Here is a 24,008-nt window from a genome sequence, read left to right as displayed (position 1 = left end):
AGATGAACCGATGAAAATAAGCAAAATAAGGAGCAGAGGCAATGACAGTATTATATGTTGATCAATTTACATATGAGCAAGGAGATATGTATATTGTGGCTTCAGATAAGGGCATTGTTTATATTGGCACACCAAATATGCCATTTGATGAGGTTGAAGTGTGGGCACGAAAGCCGTTTAAAGGATATCGCTTTGAGGACAATAAAGAAAAGCTACAGCCCTATAAAGAACAATTAACAGCCTATTTTAAAAAGGAGCTTACTGAATTTGATGTGCCTATCCATGTGAAGGGAACGCCCTTTCAATTAGCTGTATGGGATGCATTGAAAGAACTACCATATGGCACAACTGTATCGTACGCAGATATTGCACAACGTATTGGAAATCCAAAGGCAGTAAGAGCTGTAGGTGGAGCAATTGGCGCAAACCCGATATTAGCCATTATTCCATGTCATCGTGTGATTGGTAAAAATGGTCAGTTAACAGGCTTTCGAAGTGGTCTTGCTATGAAGCAATTTTTATTAGAGTTAGAGGGCATAAACTGATAAGCTTAAAAAAATCTGCCTGCCATCACTGAGATGACAGCGCAGATTTAACGCCTGACTATACGTGCTCCTCGTGTACATTGTTTGGTGTTTTACCAAAATGCGTTAAACGATGAGCGAACGTTTCTCCTCGTACAGCGGAGCTTTTAAAGATATCTTGGAATTCGTAAGCTGGCGTTCCATGCTCCATCACATCAAGGCCTGCAACTTCCTCCTCTACGGTTACACGTAATGGGATAAAGGCTTTAATAATGAATAGACCTGCTGTTACAGATATGCTAACCCAAGCAATTGTAGCAATAACGCCGATTGCTTGAATACCTAGTAGCGCGAAGCCGCCTCCATAGAATAAGCCTTGACCACCGATATCAAATAATCCAACAGCTAATGTTCCCCAAATACCGCAAATACCATGAACTGCAATTGCGCCTACTGGATCGTCCACCTTTAGCTTCCATTCAATGAAGCGTACACCTTCGACAAGCAATGGAGCCGCAATGATTCCGATGATAATAGCACCAACAATGCTAACATTTGCGGCACCTGCTGTAATTCCTACAAGTCCTGCTAAAGCACCGTTTAATGTTAGGGAGCCATCAATATGTCCATAACGAAAATTTGTATAGAAGGCAGTTGCTACAACACCAGCGGCTGCTGCAAAAAATGTATTAGCAATAACATTCGGCACTAGCTCAGGGTCAGCTGCTAAAGTGGATGCACCATTAAAGCCAAACCAACCGAACCATAGTAGAAACACACCTAAAGCACCTAATGGAATACTATGCCCTGTAATAACATTAACACGACCATTTTCATCGTATTTACCTAGTCGCGGTCCAACCATAACCGCTGCAATGAATGCTGCAATAGCGCCTGTTAAGTGCACAACCGTTGAGCCAGCAAAATCGATAAAGCCTAAGTCTGTTAACCAGCCCTGACCACTCCAAACCCAGTGACCAACAACAGGATAAACTACTAAAGTCATAAGTATAATAATAGCAACATAAGCAAAAATATTTGTACGTTCTGCAACTGCACCTGATAAAATCGTTGCACCTGTTGCAGCAAACATTGTTTGGAAGATAAAGAATGAAAGATCATCCACCCCCTTTAATGCAAAGCCGCTTGTGCCGATAATGCCGCCTGCTGTGTCCCCAAACATAATGGCATAGCCACATAAAAAATAGATAATACCCCCAAGTGAAATGGTAAGGAAATTTTTCATAATAATATTGACTGCATTTTTTGAGCGTGTAAATCCTGCTTCAACCATGGCAAATCCTGCATGCATAAAGAACACTAAAATTGTTCCAAGCATCACCCAAACTAAATTAACAGATAATAGAACCTCATCCATCTATATCGCCTCCTTATTCTACTGCAATTGATCCGACTTCTTTTGTACGGATACGAATTGCTTGCTCTACTGGATAAATAAAAATTTTCCCATCGCCAACTTGACCAGTCGCTGCTTCGCGCAATAAAACTTCAACTGTCGCATCAACTTTGCCGTCATCGACAACCATTTCTAATTTTAATTTAGGTAAAAACTCAATTTCGTACGTATTGCCACGAAATAGACCTGTTCTTCCTAATTGACGGCCGCAGCCAGCAATTTCAGAAACACTTAGACCTGCAATTCCTTCCTGTGCAAGTGCGTCCCTTACGGCTCCAAAAACTTCAGGACGAATGATTGCTTCAATTTTTTTCATCACTACCAGCTCCTTGGGTAATTTTAATTTACATGTTAAAGCGATGTGGACATTAGTGCAATTATTATTTTGAAACTTATGTAATGTTTTATTACGTGTTATATTTCTGTTCTCGAAGTATTTTAGACAAAAGGTTTTTATAAAGGGAATGTAAGCGGTGCTAAAAAATGTGTCTAAAATGTGTACGGTTCTAAATTTTCTGACTATTAATGTTAGGAAATCTAACATCTAATCATAAGGATATAAAACGCAAGAATTTGGGTATATAGTGTATACTAGGACTAATTATCAAAGCGGAAGAAGGGGTTTTTGTGAGTTCAAACTATACAGATGATAGCTTAGCGCTACACACAGACTTATATCAAATCAATATGGCGGAGTCCTATTGGGCTGACGGCATACATAATAAAAATGCTGTTTTTGAATTATATTTTAGGAAATTACCGTTTGGCAATGGCTATGCCATATTTGCTGGGCTAGAGAGAATGTTGGACTACTTGCGTGATTTCCGCTTTAGTGAATCAGATATTGCATATTTACGTGAGGAAGTAGGCTATCAAGAGGACTTTCTTGATTATTTGCAAAATATTCGATTTACAGGGGACATGTATTCCATGGTGGAAGGTGAGCTTGTTTTTGCGAATGAGCCAATTGTGCGTATCGAAGCACCATTAGTAGAGGCACAGCTTATTGAAACAGCACTGCTAAACATTGTGAATTACCAAACATTAATTGCCACAAAGGCTAGCCGTATTAAGCAAATTATTAAAAACGAAGTAGCTATGGAATTTGGTACGCGACGTGCACATGAAATGGATGCTGCTATTTGGGGAACACGTGCTGCATTTATTGGTGGCTTTTCCTCCACTAGCAATGTTCGAGCAGGCAAGCTATTTAACATTCCGGTATCTGGTACACATGCACATGCATTAGTACAGGCTTATAAAAATGATTATGATGCATTCCATGCCTATGCTAAACGTCATCAAGATTGCGTCTTTCTTGTTGACACGTATAATACGCTGAAATCAGGTGTGCCAACTGCTATCAAAGTAGCACAAGAGCTAGGTGATAAAATTAATTTTATCGGTATTCGTTTAGATAGTGGAGATATTGCCTTTCTATCAAAAGAAGCGCGCCGTATGCTGGATGATGCAGGCTTCCATGATGCTAAAATTATTGTTTCAAATGACTTAGATGAATACACGATTTTAAATTTAAAAGCGCAAGGTGCCAAAGTTGATATTTGGGGGATTGGTACAAAGTTGATTACAGCCTATGACCAGCCTGCTTTAGGTGCTGTTTATAAAATGGTAGCTATCGAAAACAGTGAAGGTCAGCTAGAGGATACAATTAAAATCTCAGCAAATGCTGAAAAGGTATCAACACCGGGCTTAAAAAATGTTTATCGTATTATTCATAAAAAGAATGGCAAGGCAGAGGGCGACTATATTACAATGCACGATGAAAACCCTCAGGCGGAGGAACGCATTAAAATGTTCCATCCAGTCCATACATTTGTATCAAAGTTTGTCACAAATTTCGAAGCAAAAAATTTACATCAGCATGTCATTAAAAATGGAGCAATCAACTATCAAAATCCAACCTTAGTGCAAATGCGTGATTATGCTGCAGAGAATTTAGAATTGCTATGGGATGAATATAAACGTGCAATGAACCCAGAGGAATATCCAGTCGATTTAAGCCAAAAATGCTGGGATAATAAAATGCGTAATATTGAAGAAGTGCACAATATGGTGAATCGAATGTAAAAGGGAGAGATAAGAACAATGACCTTACAGCAACAAATTATTAAGGAATTACATGTATTACCGACAATAGATGTACAGCAGGAAATACGAAAATCCATTGATTTTTTAAAGGAATATGCAAAGCGATATAGCTTTGTAAAGGGCTTTGTTCTTGGTATTTCTGGCGGTCAAGATTCAACATTAACAGGGAAGCTAGCACAGCTTGCCGTTGATGAGCTAAATGCAGAAGTGGGTGAAGCAAAGTATTCATTTTGGGCTGTTCGTTTACCATATGGTGTACAGGCGGATGAACAGGATTGCCAAGATGCCATTGATTATATAAAGCCAACGAAAGTCTATACAGTGAATATTAAAAATGCTGTTGATGCAAGCGTTGAAGCTTTAGTAAATGCAGGTGTTGAGCTAAATGATTTTGTCAAAGGGAATGAAAAAGCACGTGAGCGTATGAAGGTGCAATATTCAATTGCTGCCATGAATGGGGCAGTTGTATTAGGAACTGATCATGCCGCGGAGGCTGTTACAGGCTTTTATACAAAATTTGGTGATGGTGGCGCAGACTTAGTGCCAATCTTTCGTTTAAATAAACGACAAGGTAAGCAATTATTAGCGGAACTTCAATGTCCAAAGCACCTTTATACGAAAATACCAACTGCGGATTTAGAAGAAAATCGTCCAGCGTTGCCAGATGAGGTAGCGCTTGGTGTGTCGTACGATCAAATTGATGATTATTTAGAGGGAAAAGAAATTCCAGAGGCAGCTCGCAAAACATTAGAGGGCTATTATTTGCGTTCACAGCATAAACGCCATTTGCCAATTACAATATTTGATGATTTTTGGAAATGATATTTAAAAGGAAAGAGTTGGTAAAGGCGAAAGCACCTTTGCCAACTCTTTTTTATATTATAGTTCTAAAGTGTTGATATCTAGCGTAAAATGTCGATATAAATACCTACAAAAGAGATAAAATGTAAGGGAGGGTAACTTTTTATGAGGACTTCTAGAGTAAATGCAACGACAAGTAGTGTTTTTCGGCAGGAAAATCAATATTTACATGCAGGGGATATTAGCCATAATTTTGGGCAAAATCAACAGCAGCCATTTAAAAACAACTTGCAAAAAAATAAAGTTAAAAAGACTAATGCTAATAGTGTGTCAAAGCAACAACGACAACCTCGTTCGATACCAGTAACACATATGGAAAGCGATAGCAATTTGCAAATTCGTCATGAGCTAAATGAAACTGCATTAAAATTAAGTCGTATAAGCAAACAAAAGAAGCGACTCCATAGTTACCGTTCGTCCATCTAAATAACAAAGGCTAAGAGAAGTTAAGCAGCAACTAACTTCTCCTAGCCCTCCAATTTTTATTAGAAAAAATAGGATTAAAAACATTAATTTTGTAACATCCTAAAGAATAATAACGTTATATAATAATGAGGGGCTGTCAGGAAGATTTATTCTTTCCTAACAGCTCCTCTTTAGTAGACTAAATTATTTATAGCGGTTTCAGATAATTGTGTTACACAGTAGATTTCGATATGCTTATGATAAGTTATCGAGCAATTCACATAATTTTTCTATAGAAATGGGAGGTTATTTTGACTTATGAATTCACAGTTAAAAGCTGTTTTGGAAAATATTGAAAAAGTGATTATTGGCAAAAGAGAGGTAGCTGAGCTTAGCATTGTTGCTTTGTTAGCAAGAGGGCATGTGCTACTAGAGGATGTACCTGGTGTTGGAAAAACAATGATGGTACGCTCCCTTGCAAAATCTTTTGATGCTCAATTTAAACGTATTCAATTTACACCAGATTTATTGCCATCTGATGTTGTAGGTATTTCGATTTACAATCCAAAAACAATGGAATTTGAATTTCGCCCAGGTCCGATTATGGGTGACGTTGTATTAGCGGATGAAATTAATCGTACCTCTCCTAAAACACAGTCCGCATTACTGGAGGCTATGGAAGAGTCCTCTGTGACGATTGATGGGAATACTCTTGCAATACATCAGCCATTTTTTGTAATGGCTACACAAAATCCGATTGAACATGAAGGAACATATCCATTGCCAGAAGCACAGCTTGATCGGTTTTTGCTGAAAATAAAGATGGGCTATCCAACTAGAGGGCAAGAAGTAGAAATTTTGCGTAGAGCTGAAAATAGTAAGCCTATTGAAAATATTGAGGCTGTGCTATCTGTTGCTCAATTAAATGAATTACAGGACCTTGTACAAGGTGTTTATGTGGAAGATTCAGTTAAAAACTATATGGTGGAGCTTGCAAACCAGACAAGGGAAAATAATTATATCCATTTAGGGGTAAGTCCAAGGGCAACACTGGCACTAATGAAAGCATCTCAAGCTTATGCATTTTTGAAAGGGCGCAGCTATGTAACACCTGATGATGTTCAATACCTCGTGCCATTTGTCTTTAGCCATCGCTTAGTGTTAAAGCCAGATGCACGTTATGATAATGTAACAGCAGATGAAATTCTTGAGCGTATTATTACTCAAACGCCAGTACCAACAAAAAGGTTTGCAGAACAATGAAGCAATGGAAAGTGTTCCTTGATAAAACAAAACATTTCCTATTAGTTCTGTTATTAATGGTATTAACGTTCTCCTATGCTATGTTTCAAGGTGGATTTGTTAGCTGGTTTGTATTTTTTACAGTAAGTCCATTTTTAGTGTATGCGCTATTGTTTTTTATTGTGAAGGAACATATTTTACTAGTAGAGCGAAAAATTGAACCTGCACATGTGGAGCGAGGACAATCAGCAAAAGTGATGATTACGGTAGAAAGAAAAACACGCTTCCCTTTTGCTTATATGATGATGGAGGAACAAGTAGATAGCGAAGGGCTTGTACAAGCTAAAAAGCAAAGTGTAAATGCGGTGAAATTTGTTGGCTTTCGAAAAAGATTTAGCTGGCATTATGAATTGGATAATATGCCCCGCGGCGAGCATCGCTATTTAGGTGTTACAATTATTTTCTATGACTTTTTTGGCTGGGCTAAAAAGCTTATCATTGCAGAAAAGGAACAAACAATTTTAGTTTATCCAAGAATACGAGAGATGAAATATGCTCCCCTTCAAACAAAATATGATGTTGGTACAATGCTATCACCTTATTCGATTGTGAAGGATACATCAATGGCTGTCGGCTTACGTGAGTATGTACCAGGTGATCGTTTCTCATGGATACATTGGAAGTCCTTTGCAAAAACGCAAACCTTGCAATCAAAAGAGTTTGAGGATCGGCAATCTTCTGAGCTAATGCTTGTGCTTGATGCCAAAAGCTCACCGCTGTTTGAAGAAAAAATTGAGCTAGCCGCATCCATGCTACAAATGATTGTACAAGAGCGTGGAGATATATCCTTTATTGCAGCAGGAAAAACAACAAAAGTCTTTCCCGTTATTCAAGGACATAAGCAGTTAGAGCAGGTTATGCATCATTTAGCAGCCATTAAACCTACAGAGCATGTAAAATTTCGTTTCCATGACCAACAAGCCTTTAAGCAAGTTGCCACATTGTTTTATGTAACAAGCGATGTATCAGATGAATTACTACATACTCTTGCAAATATAGTGAAAAGCTGTATTTGCTTTGTAGTGGCAAAAGAGCCACCTGTACAATCAGAGCTTATGACGCGTTATAAACATATGACAATTATTTATGTAAACCCAGCAGACTTTTATCATCTATTCACGGAGGTGATGAAGCCGTGAAACAATCTGTAGCGGAATTTTTAGAATTAGCTGTTGCTTATATTATTATATTTTTTATTTTGCGTGAATGGCTTGTTCCAATTATGCAACTAACGAATACTGGAGGATTTCAATTTTTCCTTGTCTTTATTGGTTTATCGTTAGCGCTAAGCTTATTGCGTGTGCATCCACTATTATCAGGATTAGTGAAGCTTGGCTATATTACTTGGTTTATCGCTTATATTTATAATGATAGCCCTGTATTATCAAGCAAGACACTACCGTTTTTACTCGCTGAATGGAAATGGAATATGACAACCATTTTATCGGGTGATTTTGGACAAGTATCAGATGCCTTTAGAACTGTGTTGTTCCTTGTTCTTATTTGGATGTTAATTTATTTAATTCATCATTGGGTTTCAGTGAAAAAAAATATATTTTATTTTTTCGCAATGACGGTATTCTTTATTGCCACATTAGATACGTTTAGTGATTACGATGGCAAAGGGGCTATTGTAAAGGTTGTTGTATTGGGCTTAATGATGACAGGTATGCTATTTGTGAAACGGTTATGGCTACAGGCGGATGCAACAAATAATATTGTGGACAAATGGAAGGTTATTATTCCAATGCTTGTATCTGTTCTGCTTGTAAGTACAGTGGCATTCTTTTTACCAAAAACAGGGCCGACTTGGGCAGACCCAGTACCATTTATCAAAAGCGTTACAGGTCAAGATGGAAGTGGTATAGGTCAAAAAAAGGTTGGCTATGGTGAGGATGATAGTCAGTTAGGCGGACCGTTTCAGGGAGATGATACATTAGTTTTCACTGCTACTTCTCGTGATCGGCATTATTGGCGTATTGAAACAAAGGATACGTATACAACAAAGGGCTGGATTGTGTCAGAAGAAGACGCGAATGAAGTAGCATACGAGTCAGGCATGCCAATTAGAACATCTTTACAAGTAGGATTGTCTGAGGATGAGCGTCAGGCTCAGCTAGAAATGGCTGTACCAATGCCGTTTGTAATTCAAACATATGGTTTAATTAGTGTGTCAGCTCAAGATTTTGCTTTATTTATTCAGAATGAGCAGACCGAAAAAATGATGATTAAGCAGGATAGCGGTGAATCAACAACACTAGCAAATTATTCATTATCCTATAGTGAGCCTGTCTATAGTATGGAGCAGCTTCAATTATCCTATCCTTCTACACTTGAAACATTGGATACATCTTTTGATCGTTTTTTACAATTGCCAGATAGACTGCCAATACGCGTAAGAGATTTGGCGATTGATATTGTACAAGATGAACCTACTGTATACGATCAAATTAAGGCTGTAGAAAATTATTTTAAAACAAGTGGCTTTAGATATGATAAAACAGAAGCAGCCATTCCTGCTGAAGATCAGGATTATGTCGATCAATTTTTATTTGACACAAAAGTAGGGTATTGTGATAATTTCTCAACTTCTATGGTTGTGCTTTTGCGTTCAGTAGGTATACCAGCTCGCTGGGTGAAGGGCTTTGCATCAGGGCAAGCAGGACCAATGTCAGATGGTATGCGTGAATATCAGGTGACAAATGACAATGCCCATTCATGGGTAGAGGCATATGTACCTGGAGCAGGCTGGATGGAATTTGAGCCTACAATCGGCTTCACGGGAAATGTGAATATTGATTATGATTTACAATTAGATACACCTGAACAGGATGAGATTATTGAGCCTGAACAACAACGAGAGCAGCCACAGCAACAGCAGGAGGCTCAGCAAGCACAAAATCGTTCAACGTTTAGCTTCAATGCTGTATGGACATGGCTGAAAAAGCTAACATATGTATGGATTGGGCTAATGATTTTACTAGTTGTCGCAGCCGTTACGTTATTCTTCCAGCGCAAAAAATGGATTCCGAAAATGCATGTACGTGCATACCGTAAAAAGGCAGCGGATTGGTCTACGTTTGACTCTTCTTATCATGTTTTATTAAAGCAGCTAGCTCGCATTGATTTACGCAGAAAAGATGGAGAAACATTACGTGCATTTGCAGAAAGGGTGGATACTGCATTAGAAACAGATGAAATGCAAAAGCTTACAGCTGTATATGAACAACATGTTTACGGAAATGAGGCACAAAAGGTTGATTTTGTAGAGCTGAAAGAAAGTTGGGAATATTTAATCAATCGCACAATCAGTTGATTTTAACTGAAACAAAGAGTAAAATGAAAAAAATAAAATGCAAGGATTGCTTTCATATAAGTTCGATAATAGGGTTCGGATGTTTCTACGAAATCACCATAAATGATTTCTCTATGAGGGTGGATGTTTTGTTTAGGTGAAAAGAGGCTCTTTGCCTAAAGTTCTAGATCAAAATACCACCATCTTCATTGCAAGGAGTGTATCTTAAACAGATATATCTTTGCTGCGCATTCACCTTTATAATAATTATGAACTTATGAGCGCGTAGAGAGTTGTGTACTTTCTTCGCGTTTTTCTTTGAACAGATGAACATATCCTTTAAAAATAGTAGAAGAGGTGGAAATCTTGTCAGCTAGCCCTTTATTAAAAGAGCAAGAAAAAATCGTTGTACTGGACTTTGGTAGCCAATTTAACCAATTAATTACGCGTCGTATCCGTGAATTTGGTGTTTTCAGTGAACTGCATCCACATACAGTAACAGCAGAAGAAATTAAAGAAATGAATGCAGTTGGTATTATTTTTTCAGGTGGTCCAAACTCTGTTTATGATGAAAATGCTTTCCATATTGATCCAGCTATCTTTGAACTAGATTTACCAATTTTAGGTATTTGCTATGGTATGCAATTAATGGCACATACAAATGGCGGGAAAGTTGAAGGTGCTGAAACGCGTGAATACGGTAAAGCTGAAATTCAAGTAACAACTTCCAATAAATTATTTGGTGAGCTACCAACTGAACAAATTGTTTGGATGAGTCATGGTGACCATGTAACAGAAGTCCCAGCCGGATTTGAAGTTATCGCAACTAGTGCATCTTGTTCGATTGCTGCAATGGCAAACGTAGAGCGTAAACTATATGCCGTACAGTTCCATCCAGAAGTACGTCACTCTGTTTATGGTAATGACTTATTACGTCAATTCGTATTCGACATCTGTGAAGCAAAAGGCGATTGGTCAATGGCAAACTTTATTGAGCTTGAAATCGCGAAAATCCGTGAAACAGTGGGCGATAAAAAAGTATTATGCGCCCTTTCTGGTGGTGTAGACTCATCAGTTGTAGCCGTATTAATCCATAAAGCAATTGGTGACCAACTAACATGTATGTTTGTTGACCATAACTTAAACCGTAAAGGCGAAGTAGAGCAAGTTATGAAAACATTCACAGAGGACTTTGATATGAATTTAATCAAAATCGATGCTCGTAAACGTTTTATGGACAAACTTGCTGGCGTATCTGACCCAGAGCAAAAGCGTAAAATCATTGGTAATGAATTTATTTATGTGTTCGATGAAGAAGCAGCGAAGCTTGAAGGCATGGATTTCTTAGCACAAGGTACACTGTACACAGATATTATTGAGTCTGGTACATCGACTGCACAAACAATTAAATCACACCATAATGTTGGTGGTCTGCCAGAAGATATGCAATTCCAGTTAATCGAGCCACTAAAAACATTATTCAAAGATGAAGTTCGTGCGTTAGGCTTAGAGCTTGGTCTTGACGAGAAAATCGTTTGGCGTCAACCATTCCCAGGTCCAGGATTAGGTATCCGTGTGCTTGGTGAGGTAACAGAAGAAAAGCTAGAAATTGTACGCGAATCAGACTATATTTTACGTGAGGAAATCGCTAAGGCTGGTCTTGATCGCGACATTTGGCAATACTTCACGGTATTACCTGATATCCGTTCAGTAGGCGTAATGGGCGATGCTCGTACGTATGACTATGCAATCGGTATCCGTGCCGTAACATCTATCGACGGCATGACTTCTGACTGGGCACGTATTCCTTGGGATGTACTAGAAAAAATCTCTGTACGCCTAGTCAACGAAGTAAAACACGTCAACCGTGTGCTGTACGATATTACATCTAAGCCCCCTGCAACGATTGAGTGGGAATAGACCTTGTGAAATACAAGGTTGTTGATACGCTTTAAATGTTGATGTATCAATGTTTATCGTGTGTTCTTAGTTAGTGAAATCACTGCTAACGTACAACTATTTATATGTAAATTTAAACTCTCTTCTATTTAGTTTCAGCGACTAAAATAGAGGGGAGTTTTTTTATTGGTAAAAATTACGGAACAGATAGATGATTTTGAATTGAGTCAACAGGTTCAGGAACGGAAGAAAGAATATATTGCACTTTGTAGCTATCGTTTAAACCGCTGGAAAGACTACATGGAAGAACAGTTTAACATCACTGAAATTGAAGGTGTTAAAACTATTCATATTAAGTGATACATTCGTTTTTGTCAGGAGTTAGGTAAAGAGAAGGCAATTACAATTAACGGGAGTATAGCCACGCTAAGGGTGTTTTTTAATGATCTAGTAGCAGAGGAGTTTCTTGATGAAATGGACAATCCAATGAGGAGGATTAAGAACTTAAAAGAGGAACGCAAAGTCATGCATACTTTTAATGACGAAGAAGTGAAACGGATTTTACGTGATGTAAAGGAGTATACGTATTCAAACGTCCGTGACAAGTTGATTCTAATCATTTTATTCGATACAGGCATTCGTGTTAGTGAACTGTGCGATATTAAAGTACAAGGTGTTACTAATAAGCATCCCAGCGATAAGCCGCAAAGAATATAGGGTTCGTTTATTTTTCCTAAAAATAAAGAAAGCTGTTTATTTAGTATCGCTAAATAAAGCTCATCATTATGGTGTATTTCAAGAAATAATAGATATAACATATTTCACTGTGAACCCCTCCTGTTTATAATATATAAAATTATAGGATTTAAGCTCGTTTAATTTAATGATATGGTGATAATTGTATGCAAATTTACTTATGATGAGTACCATATTTTTTCACAGTATAGCATGATTTATTGTATAAAAAATGGCTCGCCAAGTGCGAAATATAGTAAACTAAATGCAAGCTACAAGGCTTATATGAGGGGGATACATATGGAAAAAAATCAAGCAACAATTCATACGCTTGCTGTTGGTATGCCGCAGGAGCTACATTACGGCAATGGGCGCTCAGTAATAACAGGCATTAAAAAGCAAGCTGTACCTGAAGTTTATTTAGCCGCTCAAGGCTTTAAGGGAGATGATGTTGCAGATAAAAAGCATCATGGTGGCCCTGATCGTGCTGTTTGTTTATACCCAGTAGAGCATTACCTACAGTGGGAGCAGGAGCTTGGGAAACCATTGCCAGTAGCGGCGTTTGGTGAGAACTTAACTGTCACAAATATGACAGAAGCGAATGTTTGTATTGGCGATATTTATAAAATTGGTGATACAGTTATTCAAATTACACAGGGACGTGTGCCATGTAGCACCATTGATAAATATACCGAGGCAAGTACCTTGATGAAGCGTTTAATTGAAACAGGCTATACGGGCTTCCTTGCACGTGTGTTAGAGGAAGGGACAATTTATGCAGATTCACCAATTGAGCTCCTTGAACAAGACCCTGCTCGTATTTCGGTCTTGCATTGCAATGAAGTGTATTTTCAAAATAAAAATGCAGACGCAATGCAGCGTATTTTAGAGGTTGAAGCACTTGCAGATGAATGGAAGCAGAAATTAGCAAAAAGAATCCAAGTGCTACAAAGTCGTACAGTGAAGTAGAAGAATTGTGTACAAAGGGGGATGTGTCAGGCATCCCCTTTGGTTTTTAGTATGTTTGGTTATAAAGTTCCTTTAAATTAATTCGCTCCATTTTATCAGCGAATTGGATTTCGATTACATCATCATCCATAATATGCTGGGTTTGTCCATCTGGTAGATAGATTGTATCAGCGTCTAAAAATTCTATTGAAAATGTTAGCTTTTCTGGAAGTGGGGGATCAAAGGGTGTTTTTCTCGTTGCATAGATAATATAAGTAAGCTGATTTTGAGAAGAAATATCAGTGTACAGCAGCACTTGATTTTTCTTTTTAGGTGTATAAGTGATCTCCACAGTACTATCAATCTGTTGAATGGATTGCGTTATATCATCTGACGAAGTAGTCCACATACGCCCATAATACCAATATAGACCACCCAGTATAAGGGTTATAATACCGAGTGTTGATAGGATGCTATAAATTACTTTTTTTCGGTTCGATTTTTTTACCTTTTTGAGAATATCTACTTTTTTTGTTTCTTCTACAGTATTAATAGCTAATGTTTTTTTCATATCCTCCAGATATTTTTTGCAGGCAGGGCAATTCGCTACATGTTCCTCAATTAAACGATTACTTTCTTCACTTGTCATCCCATCGATATAGCTTGGAATCAAATCTTTGATAATATCATGATTCATAGGTACTCATCCTCTCTATAATTTTCTGTTTAGCTCGATAGAAGGTGACACGTGCCCAATTTTCTGATTTGCCAAAGACCTCGCCAATTTCTTTGAAAGAAAAATCTCCATTTATTCTCAATAGCATAACCTCTTTGTTTGTTTCGCTTAGCTTGTGAATAAGACGGAATAACTCAACCTTATTCTCAGAGGAAAATAAAATTTGGTCAGGCGTAGGTGAAGGATCATCATGGTCATCAAGTAATGCGCTTTGTCCCTCTTGACGCTTTCTCTTTGCTAATTCTTGAAACCATAAATGCTTGGCGATTTGACAAAGCCAAGTGGACACTTTTGAATTGCCTTTAAATTTATCCGCAGACTTGATTGCCTGATAAAAGGTTTCCTGAGTCAGCTCCTCGGCTAATTGTTCATGCTGCGTCAAGCTCATTAAAAACCGATAAACAAGCGTTCCGTATTCTTGATATATTTCATTAAATTCCACGTTCTTCACCACCCTCTATAATGATAAGTCATAAAAGTTTGCATTTCGTTACAAGTTTTTTTATTTTTAAGTAAGAGGTGAATAGATATGGTGAGGAGAACTTGTGGAAATTGATGGATAGGGCAGATTTTCAGTGTAGGGAATGGGTTTTGGAGCTATATGAGCCAGCAACAACTGAGGATATTCAACAGGTTGAACAAGAGTTGCAGATTGTGCTACCAAACGTATATAAGGAGTTTTTATGTGTATCAAATGGTATGCTTGGCAATTTAGCAACATTGTATTCAACAGAGGGGTTAATCGAGATGAATAAAACATATGAAGTGCAAGATTATGCCCCTGGCTATGTTTGGATTGGGAATGACAATGGTGGCTATCATCTTTTAATGAAGGCTGAGCAGGGTGCAGCTAACTTTCAATTAGTCAGTGATAGCTATGGCGTTCCAGAGGCAAGTGATATAACAGATCATTTTCTTTCATGGCTGAATAGTGATCAAGGCAACCCTTGGCAAAATGAATAGTTGATGGAAAGGCTATAGATAAGCAATATTACTCTATAGCCTTTTATTCTTCCGCTAAAGCCCTATCCATTTCCAATTGCATCTCTTTTTCAATTTCATGCATGACTGTTATTCTGTTATCTAAATATTCTAATGTACATTGTTCTTCATCACAATATATATGCAGGTTTGCACCTTCAGCCATTAAGTCTGTTAAGAGCTGTCTAAAGCGGGCGGTATGGTCAATTCCAAGCAAATCATCTACAACATCATAGGCATACAAATTATGACTGATAATATAATATTTGTTTTCAATATTACTTTTAATAGTATTAATCGACAGTTCACGGTTAAATTTTCGAATAAGGGTAATATATTTTACGATATTTTTATCGTGGTCGATTTTAATTTGTACGATACTCATACAGTTCAACTCCTTACATAAAGCGTTTTATTTTCATGTAAAGGCAGATCAATGTTGAATAGCTCCTTGATTTGAAGAAAGCGGCTCTCCTGTTCGGCAATTTCAATTCTCGCACCATATACTGTATAGGCAACAAAATAAGCTGTACCTTTGAAAAAACATTGCCCTGTATCATCATACATAGGTGGCAATGATTCGTAGGCAATTTCCTGTATATCCTCAAATAGTAGATTGAAACATTCTGCAATTTCTTTCATTGTCCACGCCTCCTTTCATTTGATTTTAGCATATATGTTAAACTGAAATTATATAAAAAGCGTTAACATAAAGTGAACCTTCAATCAGTGGTATTTTCCTGATCTCCACTGATTGAAGGTTCACCAATCGGGTTTTTACAGGATGAAAAGGAGTGGTAATGATGCGAGAAGGCTGGCGTAAACAAGCGATTGTAGATATATTGAAGAAGTTCGGATTGGTAGGGGAGAAGGAACTGGCATCATTATTAATGGAGTATGCTCAAGTTTCCCTACAGTTTACCATTACAGAGAAGGAAAATTATCAGCAGATTGGCAATAGCCGTATAGCTGGACGTCCTGATTTACCATCATCTATTGAGTGGCCATGTACTGAAGATGGGGAGGCCTATACTTTTCTTACACAAATTAATCTAAGTGAATTGCCATTTTTACCTTCAGAGCATTGGCCAACAATGGGGATGCTATATTTCTTTTTAGGTATAGATGAGCCAGCTTATCATATCGATCATCAGGTTATTTATTATAATGGAGATTTAACAGAGCTTGCTTTAGCAAATATACCTGAAGGAATAGAAGAAGTGAATGCAGATGAGCGTGATTTTATTGCACACCGTATAACATGGCAGCCGCATTTATCATTGCCTGATTTGGGAGAGGATTTAGATGTGCTGTTAGAGGAGCATGAGGATGTGTATATGGAAGTATGTGACGTTAGTGATACGCTTGGCGGAAACCTGCAAACATGGGCTGGAGATACACAGCTCGATGCTTATTTATGCCGAAATAACATGGAAGAGCTACTATTTAATACGTATAAAACACCTGAACGCGTGCTACAAGATATGGAGGACGCCATAATAGATGGTCGTATACAATATGCGAATCATCTTGAAAAGAAGGTATTACCTCTTTTAAAGCAATATAAGGCACAAGAAGAGCAGCATAAGCAGGCTGCGAAAAAGTGGCAAGTGCTATTTTCTTTATCATCGTTAGATGAAGTAAATATGTGCTGGTGGGATGCTGGCTATTTGGAGTTTTTAATTCATTTTAAAGATTTAAAGGAAGCTCGCTTTGATAATACGTATTTGAATTTAGCAACAAGTTAAAGGGTAAGATGTAGTGAGAAAGTTGTACTAAATAATGGATGGAGATTTAAAAATGCTACTGAAGAGGTGGCGTTTTTCTTTGGATAAAAATGATTTTTTACGAACTTTGTGTTGTTAAAATAAAAAAATGTTCGGAAATGAGTTGAAAAGTAAAAAATGAGGTGATATATTATTGAATGTAAATTAAATAAAGTCGTCGTATAGTAGCGGGAATAGGCTCGCAAGTTTCTACCAAATCACCGTAAATGATTTGACTACGATGTAAGTGAATTTGTATTGTACTATACATAATACTTTAGTCGTAGGCATGTCAATTGGGGGCATGTCTTTTTTTATTGCTTTTCTATAGACGATTACACGGAGGAACAATTCACAATGAAAAAGTATTTCGAGTTTGATAAACTTGGAACGAATTATCGAAGAGAGATTCTTGGGGGATTCACAACATTTTTAGCAATGGCTTATATCCTTGTCGTTAACCCATTAACATTAACGCTGGCAAATGTTGCAGATTTACCAGAGGCACTTCGCATGAACTATGGGGCTGTATTCGTAGCGACAGCAGTTGCAGCAGCAATCGGTTCGTTTATTATGGGAATATTGGCGAAATATCCATTAGCGTTAGCCCCAGGGCTTGGTTTAAATGCATTTTTCGCTTATACGGTTGTTTTAACGAATGGTAGCCCATGGCAACATGCGTTAGCTGCAGTTTTTGTATCAGGTGTGTTTTTCCTCATCTTAACGTTAACAGGATTACGTGAAAAATTAATTAACGCTATTCCAATGGAGTTAAAATTAGCTGTTGGTGCGGGTATTGGTTTATTTATCGCATTTATTGGTTTAAAAAATGCAGGTATTGTTATCGCAAATCCAGCAACATTTGTAGGGGTTGGTAATTTAACAGACCCAGAAGTGTTATTAGCAATTTTCGGTATTATTATTACAGTTATTTTCTTAGTTCGTGGTGTAAAAGCTGGTGTATTTTTAGGGATGGCAATCACGGCAATAGCAGGTATGATTTTTGGTTTAGTTGATTTACCAGAGAAGGTTTTTGCCGTACCACCTTCAATTGAGCCAACATTTGGCGCACTATTCTCGGCATTTGGTGATGCAGAATTTTACACGCTATCAATGCTATCAGTTATTTTAACGTTCTTATTTGTTGATTTCTTTGATAACGCAGGTACATTAATGGCTGTAGCGAACCAAGCAGGCTTTGTAAAAGATAATAAATTACCGCGTGCAGGGAGAGCATTGATTTCCGATTCAATTGCAACAATCGTAGGTTCTATTTTTGGTACATCAACAATTACTTCATTTGTGGAGTCTTCATCAGGTGTAGCAGCTGGAGCTCGTACAGGCTTTGCTTCAATTGTAACAGGTATATTGTTCTTATTATCTTTATTCTTTTTACCGTTATTAAGTGTCGTTACATCAGCAGTAACAGCTCCAGCATTAATTGTTGTAGGTGTATTAATGGTTGCCTCACTAGGTAAAATTGATTGGGAGAAATTTGAGGTGGCTGTACCCGCATTCTTCACGATGCTAATGATGCCATTAACATTTTCAATCGCAACTGGTGTCGCAATCGGTTTTGTATTTTACCCATTAACAATGGTTGTTAAAGGCCGTGCAAAAGATGTTCATCCAATCATGTATGTATTTGGTTTAATTTTCTTATTATATCTTGCAACAGCAACACATTAAATCGTAGTATATAAAAGCTATTCAAGTGAGCAATCGTTTGAATAGCTTTTTTGAGGATTTAACATAGTCGTATCGGAAGCTGGATGAAAGTAGATAGATTGAAGATTTTAGTAGCAAGAATTGATTTAGTTTGATAAACAGAATATTTATTGCGACATTTAATAGGAAGAAATTCATTTTTATAGCTAGAATTAAAATCTGAATATTTTTTCTTTCAATAAATGCTTGCACTTTATAGTGTGATAGGTGTATAGTAATAAACGTTGTTGCGAAACACACAAAAAAAGAATGAAAAGTTATTGACAAACTAAAATGACTATTTTATAATTTAAAACAATCGCTAAAGAAAATAGCACTATGAACCTTGAAAACTGAACAAGCAAAACGTAATCAATAAATTTTAGTAGCTTACTTTAGTAAGTGAACGAAATAATTTTGGACATCGAATGAAGATGAGATGCCAGCAAAACAATTTGAGCAAATCAAATTTCTTTTTATGGAGAGTTTGATCCTGGCTCAGGACGAACGCTGGCGGCGTGCCTAATACATGCAAGTCGAGCGAACAGAGGAGGAGCTTGCTCCTCTGACGTTAGCGGCGGACGGGTGAGTAACACGTGGGTAACCTACCCTGTAGTTGGGGATAACTCCGGGAAACCGGGGCTAATACCGAATGATACTTGGAAACACATGTTTTTGAGTTGAAAGATGGTTCTGCTATCGCTACAGGATGGACCCGCGGCGCATTAGCTAGTTGGTGAGGTAACGGCTCACCAAGGCGACGATGCGTAGCCGACCTGAGAGGGTGATCGGCCACACTGGGACTGAGACACGGCCCAGACTCCTACGGGAGGCAGCAGTAGGGAATCTTCCACAATGGGCGAAAGCCTGATGGAGCAACGCCGCGTGAGTGAAGAAGGTTTTCGGATCGTAAAACTCTGTTGTAAGGGAAGAACAAGTACAGTAGTAACTGGCTGTACCTTGACGGTACCTTATTAGAAAGCCACGGCTAACTACGTGCCAGCAGCCGCGGTAATACGTAGGTGGCAAGCGTTGTCCGGAATTATTGGGCGTAAAGCGCGCGCAGGCGGTCCTTTAAGTCTGATGTGAAAGCCCACGGCTCAACCGTGGAGGGTCATTGGAAACTGGGGGACTTGAGTGCAGAAGAGGAAAGTGGAATTCCAAGTGTAGCGGTGAAATGCGTAGAGATTTGGAGGAACACCAGTGGCGAAGGCGACTTTCTGGTCTGTAACTGACGCTGAGGCGCGAAAGCGTGGGGAGCAAACAGGATTAGATACCCTGGTAGTCCACGCCGTAAACGATGAGTGCTAAGTGTTAGGGGGTTTCCGCCCCTTAGTGCTGCAGCTAACGCATTAAGCACTCCGCCTGGGGAGTACGGTCGCAAGACTGAAACTCAAAGGAATTGACGGGGGCCCGCACAAGCGGTGGAGCATGTGGTTTAATTCGAAGCAACGCGAAGAACCTTACCAGGTCTTGACATCCCGTTGACCACTGTAGAGATATAGTTTCCCCTTCGGGGGCAACGGTGACAGGTGGTGCATGGTTGTCGTCAGCTCGTGTCGTGAGATGTTGGGTTAAGTCCCGCAACGAGCGCAACCCTTGATCTTAGTTGCCATCATTTAGTTGGGCACTCTAAGGTGACTGCCGGTGACAAACCGGAGGAAGGTGGGGATGACGTCAAATCATCATGCCCCTTATGACCTGGGCTACACACGTGCTACAATGGACGATACAAACGGTTGCCAACTCGCGAGAGGGAGCTAATCCGATAAAGTCGTTCTCAGTTCGGATTGTAGGCTGCAACTCGCCTACATGAAGCCGGAATCGCTAGTAATCGCGGATCAGCATGCCGCGGTGAATACGTTCCCGGGCCTTGTACACACCGCCCGTCACACCACGAGAGTTTGTAACACCCGAAGTCGGTGAGGTAACCTTTTGGAGCCAGCCGCCGAAGGTGGGATAGATGATTGGGGTGAAGTCGTAACAAGGTAGCCGTATCGGAAGGTGCGGCTGGATCACCTCCTTTCTAAGGATATTTTCGGAATACAAACCTTGGGTTTGTACGATTACGTTTTGCTGTTCAGTTTTGAAGGTTCATTCTTTCGAATGAAATACTTCATATATGTGCTCCTGTCGCTACGCTTTCGTCGCAAAGCTGCGAAGAAGTAGAAGCAGGTAGTAGCTTTGTTCTTTGAAAACTGGATAAAACGACATTGAAATTGTAACAAACACATTTATTTTTTAAGTTTTTTAGGCTTAATAATTTAAGGGTTTTGAGATACGAGTTAGACAAGGAAGCGATTGAGTGAGTAAAGGAGCGTACCTCTGTACGTGACTGAGCGAGCGAATGAAGCTGACGCTGGATAACGATGTATATCGAAAGCCGACGGTTAAGTTATTAAGGGCGCACGGCGAATGCCTTGGCACTAGGAGCCGAAGAAGGACGGCACTAACACCGATATGCTTCGGGGAGCTGTAAGTGAGCTTTGATCCGGAGATTTCCGAATGGGGGAACCCACTACGTTTAATGGCGTAGTATCTTGACGTGAATACATAGCGTCTTGAAGGCAGACCCAGGGAACTGAAACATCTAAGTACCTGGAGGAAGAGAAAGAAAAATCGATTCCCTGAGTAGCGGCGAGCGAAACGGGAAGAGCCCAAACCAAGAGGCTTGCCTCTTGGGGTTGTAGGACACTCTATACGGAGTTACAAAAGAGCGAGTTAGATGAAGCGACTTGGAAAGGTCCGCCAGAGCAGGTAATAGCCCTGTAGTCGAAAGTTCGTTCTCTCCTGAGTGGATCCTGAGTACGGCGGAACACGTGAAATTCCGTCGGAATCCGGGAGGACCATCTCCCAAGGCTAAATACTACCTAGTGACCGATAGTGAACCAGTACCGTGAGGGAAAGGTGAAAAGCACCCCGGGAGGGGAGTGAAAGAGAACCTGAAACCGTGTGCCTACAAGTAGTTAGAGCCCGTTCATGGGTGATAGCGTGCCTTTTGTAGAATGAACCGGCGAGTTACGATTACGTGCAAGGTTAAGCTGTAGAAGGCGGAGCCGCAGCGAAAGCGAGTCTGAATAGGGCGAAGTAGTACGTGGTCGTAGACCCGAAACCAGGTGATCTACCCATGTCCAGGGTGAAGGTAAGGTAACACTTACTGGAGGCCCGAACCCACGCACGTTGAAAAGTGCGGGGATGAGGTGTGGGTAGCGGAGAAATTCCAATCGAACTTGGAGATAGCTGGTTCTCTCCGAAATAGCTTTAGGGCTAGCCTCGTGATGAGAATACTGGAGGTAGAGCACTGTTTGGACTAGGGGGCCATCCCGGTTTACCGAATTCAGACAAACTCCGAATGCCAGATATTTATACACGGGAGTCAGACTGCGAGTGATAAGATCCGTAGTCAAAAGGGAAACAGCCCAGACCACCAGCTAAGGTCCCAAAGTAATCGTTAAGTGGAAAAGGATGTGGCGTTGCACAGACAACCAGGATGTTGGCTTAGAAGCAGCCATCATTTAAAGAGTGCGTAATAGCTCACTGGTCGAGTGACGCTGCGCCGAAAATGTATCGGGGCTAAACGATTCACCGAAGCTGTGGATTGACATCTACGATGTCAGTGGTAGGAGAGCGTTCTAAGGGCGTTGAAGTCAGACCGGAAGGACTGGTGGAGCGCTTAGAAGTGAGAATGCCGGTATGAGTAGCGAAAGACGGGTGAGAATCCCGTCCACCGTATGACTAAGGTTTCCTGAGGAAGGCTCGTCCGCTCAGGGTTAGTCGGGACCTAAGCCGAGGCCGATAGGCGTAGGCGATGGACAACAGGTTGATATTCCTGTACCACCTCCTCACCGTTTGAGAAATGGGGGGACGCAGGAGGATAGGGTAAGCGCGCTGTTGGAAATGCGCGTCCAAGCAGTAAGGCGTGTGTGTAGGCAAATCCGCACACTGTAACGCCAAGCTGTGATGGCGAGTCCGTATGGACGAAGTTCCTGATTTCACACTGCCAAGAAAAGCCTCTATCGAGGTGAGAGGTGCCCGTACCGCAAACCGACACAGGTAGTCGAGGAGAGAATCCTAAGGTGTGCGAGAGAACTCTCGTTAAGGAACTCGGCAAAATGACCCCGTAACTTCGGGAGAAGGGGTGCTCTGTTAGGGTGAAAGCCCGAGAGAGCCGCAGTGAATAGGCCCAGGCGACTGTTTAGCAAAAACACAGGTCTCTGCAAAACCGTAAGGTGACGTATAGGGGCTGACGCCTGCCCGGTGCTGGAAGGTTAAGAGGAGTGGTTAGCGCAAGCGAAGCTACGAATTGAAGCCCCAGTAAACGGCGGCCGTAACTATAACGGTCCTAAGGTAGCGAAATTCCTTGTCGGGTAAGTTCCGACCCGCACGAAAGGCGTAACGATCTGGGCACTGTCTCAACGAGAGACTCGGTGAAATTATAGTACCTGTGAAGATGCAGGTTACCCGCGACAGGACGGAAAGACCCCGTGGAGCTTTACTGTAGCCTGATATTGAATTTTGGTACAACTTGTACAGGATAGGTAGGAGCCAGAGATCTCGGAGCGCCAGCTTCGAAGGAGGCGTCGGTGGGATACTACCCTGGTTGTATTGAAATTCTAACCCATGCCCCTTAGCGGGGCAGGAGACAGTGTCAGGCGGACAGTTTGACTGGGGCGGTCGCCTCCTAAAAGGTAACGGAGGCGCCCAAAGGTTCCCTCAGAATGGTTGGAAATCATTCGTAGAGTGTAAAGGCACAAGGGAGCTTGACTGCGAGACCGACAAGTCGAGCAGGGTCGAAAGACGGGCTTAGTGATCCGGTGGTTCCGCATGGAAGGGCCATCGCTCAACGGATAAAAGCTACCCCGGGGATAACAGGCTTATCTCCCCCAAGAGTCCACATCGACGGGGAGGTTTGGCACCTCGATGTCGGCTCATCGCATCCTGGGGCTGTAGTCGGTCCCAAGGGTTGGGCTGTTCGCCCATTAAAGCGGTACGCGAGCTGGGTTCAGAACGTCGTGAGACAGTTCGGTCCCTATCCGTCGTGGGCGTAGGAAATTTGAGAGGAGCTGTCCTTAGTACGAGAGGACCGGGATGGACACACCGCTGGTGTACCAGTTGTCTTGCCAAAGGCATCGCTGGGTAGCTATGTGTGGACGGGATAAGTGCTGAAAGCATCTAAGCATGAAGCCCCCCTCAAGATGAGATTTCCCATTACGCAAGTAAGTAAGATCCCTCAAAGACGATGAGGTAGATAGGTTCGAGGTGGAAGTGTGGCGACACATGGAGCTGACGAATACTAATCGATCGAGGACTTAACCAAAACCAG

At 40.4% G+C, this 24,008-nt stretch carries 20 protein-coding genes, 2 rRNA genes and 2 riboswitches; of the genes, 16 read left to right on the top strand and 6 right to left on the bottom strand.

The window, feature by feature from the left end; genetic code table 11:
- The first annotated feature begins 41 nt into the window (after window positions 1-41).
- The gene (locus MHB42_RS17740) at window positions 42-545 is read left to right on the top strand and encodes a methylated-DNA--[protein]-cysteine S-methyltransferase (RefSeq protein WP_340807801.1); all 504 of its coding nucleotides are present in this window, start codon (window positions 42-44) and stop codon (window positions 543-545) included.
- A 58-nt stretch (window positions 546-603) separates the two neighbouring features.
- On the opposite strand, the gene MHB42_RS17735 is transcribed toward MHB42_RS17740, so the two are convergent.
- On the bottom strand, window positions 604-1,902 hold the full coding sequence (locus MHB42_RS17735; protein WP_340807799.1) for an ammonium transporter: 1,299 nt from the start codon (window positions 1,900-1,902) through the stop codon (window positions 604-606).
- Between the two features lie 13 nt (window positions 1,903-1,915).
- Entirely contained in the window at window positions 1,916-2,257 is a 342-nt protein-coding gene (locus tag MHB42_RS17730; RefSeq protein WP_340807798.1) for a P-II family nitrogen regulator, read from the bottom strand.
- Window positions 2,258-2,568: 311 nt separating this feature from the next.
- On the opposite strand from MHB42_RS17730, the gene MHB42_RS17725 reads away from it, so the two are divergent.
- From MHB42_RS17725 to MHB42_RS17680, 10 genes are all read left to right on the top strand, one after another.
- Entirely contained in the window at window positions 2,569-4,029 is a 1,461-nt protein-coding gene (locus MHB42_RS17725; protein WP_340807797.1) for a nicotinate phosphoribosyltransferase, read from the top strand.
- An 18-nt stretch (window positions 4,030-4,047) separates the two neighbouring features.
- Window positions 4,048-4,872 carry an ammonia-dependent NAD(+) synthetase gene (gene nadE / locus MHB42_RS17720; RefSeq protein ID WP_340807795.1) on the top strand — a complete coding sequence of 275 codons (825 nt, stop codon included), beginning with the start codon at window positions 4,048-4,050 and terminating at the stop codon, window positions 4,870-4,872.
- Window positions 4,873-5,016: 144 nt separating this feature from the next.
- Window positions 5,017-5,337 (top strand): NAD synthetase, encoded by a 321-nt coding sequence (locus MHB42_RS17715; RefSeq protein WP_340807794.1) that lies wholly within the window; start codon window positions 5,017-5,019, stop codon window positions 5,335-5,337.
- A 297-nt stretch (window positions 5,338-5,634) separates the two neighbouring features.
- Window positions 5,635-6,579 (top strand): AAA family ATPase, encoded by a 945-nt coding sequence (locus MHB42_RS17710; RefSeq protein ID WP_340807793.1) that lies wholly within the window; start codon window positions 5,635-5,637, stop codon window positions 6,577-6,579.
- Window positions 6,576-7,757, top strand: a complete 1,182-nt coding sequence (locus tag MHB42_RS17705) for a DUF58 domain-containing protein (protein ID WP_340807792.1) — start codon at window positions 6,576-6,578, stop codon at window positions 7,755-7,757. The genes MHB42_RS17710 and MHB42_RS17705 overlap by 4 nt, the downstream gene beginning before the upstream one ends.
- Window positions 7,754-9,934 carry a DUF4129 domain-containing transglutaminase family protein gene (locus tag MHB42_RS17700; protein ID WP_340807791.1) on the top strand — a complete coding sequence of 727 codons (2,181 nt, stop codon included), beginning with the start codon at window positions 7,754-7,756 and terminating at the stop codon, window positions 9,932-9,934. The genes MHB42_RS17705 and MHB42_RS17700 overlap by 4 nt, the downstream gene beginning before the upstream one ends.
- A 32-nt stretch (window positions 9,935-9,966) precedes the next feature.
- Window positions 9,967-10,068, top strand: a riboswitch (purine riboswitch).
- A gap of 211 nt (window positions 10,069-10,279) precedes the next feature.
- A complete protein-coding gene (guaA, locus tag MHB42_RS17695; protein WP_340807790.1) occupies window positions 10,280-11,833 on the top strand; it encodes a glutamine-hydrolyzing GMP synthase in 1,554 nt (517 codons plus the stop codon).
- A gap of 165 nt (window positions 11,834-11,998) precedes the next feature.
- Window positions 11,999-12,172, top strand: coding sequence for a hypothetical protein (locus MHB42_RS17690; RefSeq protein WP_340807788.1), 174 nt, complete (start codon window positions 11,999-12,001; stop codon window positions 12,170-12,172).
- 126 nt (window positions 12,173-12,298) lie between these two features.
- Entirely contained in the window at window positions 12,299-12,529 is a 231-nt protein-coding gene (locus tag MHB42_RS17685; protein WP_340807787.1) for a tyrosine-type recombinase/integrase, read from the top strand.
- A gap of 318 nt (window positions 12,530-12,847) precedes the next feature.
- Entirely contained in the window at window positions 12,848-13,516 is a 669-nt protein-coding gene (locus tag MHB42_RS17680; protein ID WP_340807786.1) for an MOSC domain-containing protein, read from the top strand.
- A gap of 46 nt (window positions 13,517-13,562) precedes the next feature.
- Here MHB42_RS17680 and MHB42_RS17675 read toward each other — a convergent pair whose 3' ends face one another.
- Complete coding sequence (locus tag MHB42_RS17675; RefSeq protein ID WP_340807785.1) at window positions 13,563-14,192, bottom strand: anti-sigma factor family protein; 630 nt, start codon at window positions 14,190-14,192, stop codon at window positions 13,563-13,565.
- Window positions 14,182-14,673 (bottom strand): RNA polymerase sigma factor, encoded by a 492-nt coding sequence (locus MHB42_RS17670; protein ID WP_340807783.1) that lies wholly within the window; start codon window positions 14,671-14,673, stop codon window positions 14,182-14,184. The genes MHB42_RS17675 and MHB42_RS17670 overlap by 11 nt, the downstream gene beginning before the upstream one ends.
- A 149-nt stretch (window positions 14,674-14,822) precedes the next feature.
- On the opposite strand from MHB42_RS17670, the gene MHB42_RS17665 reads away from it, so the two are divergent.
- A complete protein-coding gene (locus MHB42_RS17665; protein WP_340807782.1) occupies window positions 14,823-15,194 on the top strand; it encodes an SMI1/KNR4 family protein in 372 nt (123 codons plus the stop codon).
- A 43-nt stretch (window positions 15,195-15,237) separates the two neighbouring features.
- On the opposite strand, the gene MHB42_RS17660 is transcribed toward MHB42_RS17665, so the two are convergent.
- Both MHB42_RS17660 and MHB42_RS17655 read right to left on the bottom strand, forming a co-directional pair.
- A complete protein-coding gene (locus tag MHB42_RS17660; protein ID WP_340807781.1) occupies window positions 15,238-15,597 on the bottom strand; it encodes a hypothetical protein in 360 nt (119 codons plus the stop codon).
- Between the two features lie 5 nt (window positions 15,598-15,602).
- Window positions 15,603-15,854 carry a hypothetical protein gene (locus MHB42_RS17655; protein WP_340807779.1) on the bottom strand — a complete coding sequence of 84 codons (252 nt, stop codon included), beginning with the start codon at window positions 15,852-15,854 and terminating at the stop codon, window positions 15,603-15,605.
- Window positions 15,855-16,012: 158 nt separating this feature from the next.
- On the opposite strand from MHB42_RS17655, the gene MHB42_RS17650 reads away from it, so the two are divergent.
- The 4 genes from MHB42_RS17650 (at window position 16,013) to MHB42_RS17635 (ending at window position 24,002) form a co-directional block, all read left to right on the top strand.
- Window positions 16,013-16,960 carry a YwqG family protein gene (locus MHB42_RS17650; RefSeq protein WP_340808631.1) on the top strand — a complete coding sequence of 316 codons (948 nt, stop codon included), beginning with the start codon at window positions 16,013-16,015 and terminating at the stop codon, window positions 16,958-16,960.
- Between the two features lie 176 nt (window positions 16,961-17,136).
- A riboswitch (purine riboswitch) is annotated at window positions 17,137-17,237 on the top strand.
- A gap of 98 nt (window positions 17,238-17,335) precedes the next feature.
- The gene (locus MHB42_RS17645) at window positions 17,336-18,667 is read left to right on the top strand and encodes an NCS2 family permease (RefSeq protein WP_340807777.1); all 1,332 of its coding nucleotides are present in this window, start codon (window positions 17,336-17,338) and stop codon (window positions 18,665-18,667) included.
- A 493-nt stretch (window positions 18,668-19,160) separates the two neighbouring features.
- Window positions 19,161-20,711, top strand: a 16S ribosomal RNA gene (locus MHB42_RS17640).
- 362 nt (window positions 20,712-21,073) lie between these two features.
- Window positions 21,074-24,002: ribosomal RNA gene (locus MHB42_RS17635) — 23S ribosomal RNA — on the top strand.
- The 16S and 23S rRNA genes sit together here, the layout of an rRNA operon.
- The last annotated feature ends 6 nt before the right edge of the window (window positions 24,003-24,008 follow it).

Origin of the sequence: Lysinibacillus sp. FSL K6-0232 (assembly GCF_038008325.1) — a bacterium.
Classification (GTDB): domain Bacteria; phylum Bacillota; class Bacilli; order Bacillales_A; family Planococcaceae; genus Lysinibacillus.
The sequence above is the reverse complement of the archived record's forward strand: the minus strand, read 5'-3'. Positions and strand labels throughout refer to the sequence as shown.

Coding starts and splice junctions, on each gene's coding strand:
- MHB42_RS17655 (WP_340807779.1), bottom strand. CDS start 15,854: ATGAAAGAAATTGCAGAATGTTTCAATCTACTATTTGAGGATATACAG.
- MHB42_RS17735 (WP_340807799.1), bottom strand. CDS start 1,902: ATGGATGAGGTTCTATTATCTGTTAATTTAGTTTGGGTGATGCTTGGA.
- MHB42_RS17660 (WP_340807781.1), bottom strand. CDS start 15,597: ATGAGTATCGTACAAATTAAAATCGACCACGATAAAAATATCGTAAAA.
- MHB42_RS17650 (WP_340808631.1), top strand. CDS start 16,013: ATGATGCGAGAAGGCTGGCGTAAACAAGCGATTGTAGATATATTGAAG.
- nadE (WP_340807795.1), top strand. CDS start 4,048: ATGACCTTACAGCAACAAATTATTAAGGAATTACATGTATTACCGACA.
- MHB42_RS17685 (WP_340807787.1), top strand. CDS start 12,299: ATGAGGAGGATTAAGAACTTAAAAGAGGAACGCAAAGTCATGCATACT.
- MHB42_RS17705 (WP_340807792.1), top strand. CDS start 6,576: ATGAAGCAATGGAAAGTGTTCCTTGATAAAACAAAACATTTCCTATTA.
- MHB42_RS17675 (WP_340807785.1), bottom strand. CDS start 14,192: ATGAATCATGATATTATCAAAGATTTGATTCCAAGCTATATCGATGGG.
- MHB42_RS17710 (WP_340807793.1), top strand. CDS start 5,635: ATGAATTCACAGTTAAAAGCTGTTTTGGAAAATATTGAAAAAGTGATT.
- MHB42_RS17680 (WP_340807786.1), top strand. CDS start 12,848: ATGGAAAAAAATCAAGCAACAATTCATACGCTTGCTGTTGGTATGCCG.
- MHB42_RS17730 (WP_340807798.1), bottom strand. CDS start 2,257: ATGAAAAAAATTGAAGCAATCATTCGTCCTGAAGTTTTTGGAGCCGTA.
- MHB42_RS17715 (WP_340807794.1), top strand. CDS start 5,017: ATGAGGACTTCTAGAGTAAATGCAACGACAAGTAGTGTTTTTCGGCAG.
- MHB42_RS17740 (WP_340807801.1), top strand. CDS start 42: ATGACAGTATTATATGTTGATCAATTTACATATGAGCAAGGAGATATG.
- MHB42_RS17645 (WP_340807777.1), top strand. CDS start 17,336: ATGAAAAAGTATTTCGAGTTTGATAAACTTGGAACGAATTATCGAAGA.